This is a genomic window from Acidisphaera sp. L21, assembly GCF_009765685.1.
In the GTDB taxonomy this organism is placed as follows: Bacteria; Pseudomonadota; Alphaproteobacteria; order Acetobacterales; family Acetobacteraceae; genus LMUY01.
This window is the reverse complement of the sequence record NZ_LMUY01000134.1, coordinates 1,711-2,852: the sequence shown is the minus strand read 5'-3', so window position 1 is coordinate 2,852 and position 1,142 is coordinate 1,711. Positions and strand designations below refer to the sequence as shown.

Below are 1,142 nucleotides of genomic sequence, written 5' to 3'. Positions count from 1 at the left end.
CATCCAACCGGATAACTTCACATGCGCCGCTTCGAACGACCAGTCATCCGGCATCTCGACCCCAAACCGATGTTCAGGGTAGACTCGCAGTCGCAGATTCTGCCGTGAATCCTCGGATGCATCACGTTCGATTCATCGGCGACTTCAGCTAAAAATGGCCAAAGCCAAGCTAAGTGTCAGTCCAAGATCAACTCGAATCCTGTGAGCAGGTTGTGATTCCCTTATGGCAGTCCCGATTCGCAGGAGGCTGCCGATGTGGACTGTTGAAAATCGCGGGCGGTATGACCGCAGCATGCTGCGCTATCCGACTATTATGGTCGAAGCATTGCCGAATTTACCCATGGGCGCGCTGTCGACGCATGAAGCTGACATTTCGGTTCAACTGAGATCGTTTGAGCAACCGATCTCGTTGTCCGCAAAATTGGCCATATGGGTTTTTGTCTTTACGGTAGTCTTGCCTACCTCGCCCGATGCGGGGAGCCAGACGTGACAACTGGCTGCTTAGGGGCATCCGCTTATCACATTCCTAGATGATCAACATCTGTCAGCTCAGGCAGCATGGCTCGCTGATCACGCCGGACGTGCGCGGCTCGTCATGCGCAGCGACAGCTATGAAATGCAGCACTGGGCTGTCCTTGCGGGGGGCGCTGTCGCTCTGCTGCCGCGATTCCGAGGCGACGCGGAACCCACCTTGCGCCGTGTGCATGCCCCCGTCGCCATTCCTGGCACAAATATCAGGCTGGCTGTACATCGAGATAATCGTCAAACGCCGTGTATTCGTGTTGTGCTTGATTGCGTGACTGATGCCCTCCGCAATCGCGCCCCGTCGCTCAACCCGGCCTTTCCAGACCCCATGGAACTTGGGTAAGTCGCGTCGACGGTTTTGCAGAGGAACGGCGGGGCTACAAGCCGATCAGGAGGTCCACATGGTCAAGCCAATACCGGTACGATCCTACAGTATTGAGATCACTGTCACCGACGCTAACGGGGTTGGTCAGGGGTATGGTGCCACCATCAATCTGCTGCACGAAACTCCTGCTCAGGTGCTCGCCATGCTGGAGGAGGCTATTGAAGGCGCGACCGTATTACCCGGGCGTGGGGACCGTCAACTGCCCTAGCTAGGTGGGTGTTGCGACGCCCTT

At 56.8% G+C, this 1,142-nt stretch carries 3 protein-coding genes; all 3 read left to right on the top strand.

Going from position 1 to position 1,142, the window contains the following annotated elements; translation table 11 throughout:
* Nucleotides 1-253 precede the first annotated feature (253 nt).
* From GSQ76_RS25145 to GSQ76_RS25135, 3 genes are read left to right on the top strand one after another with little or no spacing between them, the layout of a single operon-like run.
* On the top strand, nucleotides 254-490 hold the full coding sequence (locus GSQ76_RS25145; protein ID WP_158746849.1) for a hypothetical protein: 237 nt from the start codon (nucleotides 254-256) through the stop codon (nucleotides 488-490).
* Nucleotides 491-517: 27 nt separating this feature from the next.
* On the top strand, nucleotides 518-868 hold the full coding sequence (locus GSQ76_RS32900) for a LysR substrate-binding domain-containing protein (protein ID WP_408837254.1): 351 nt from the start codon (nucleotides 518-520) through the stop codon (nucleotides 866-868).
* Nucleotides 869-926: 58 nt separating this feature from the next.
* Nucleotides 927-1,118 (top strand): hypothetical protein, encoded by a 192-nt coding sequence (locus GSQ76_RS25135; RefSeq protein WP_158746848.1) that lies wholly within the window; start codon nucleotides 927-929, stop codon nucleotides 1,116-1,118.
* The last annotated feature ends 24 nt before the right edge of the window (nucleotides 1,119-1,142 follow it).

What these genes read in the sequence shown, in the direction of transcription:
- GSQ76_RS25145 (WP_158746849.1), top strand. Translation starts at nt 254, where the DNA reads ATGTGGACTGTTGAAAATCGCGGGCGGTATGACCGCAGCATGCTGCGC.
- GSQ76_RS25135 (WP_158746848.1), top strand. Translation starts at nt 927, where the DNA reads ATGGTCAAGCCAATACCGGTACGATCCTACAGTATTGAGATCACTGTC.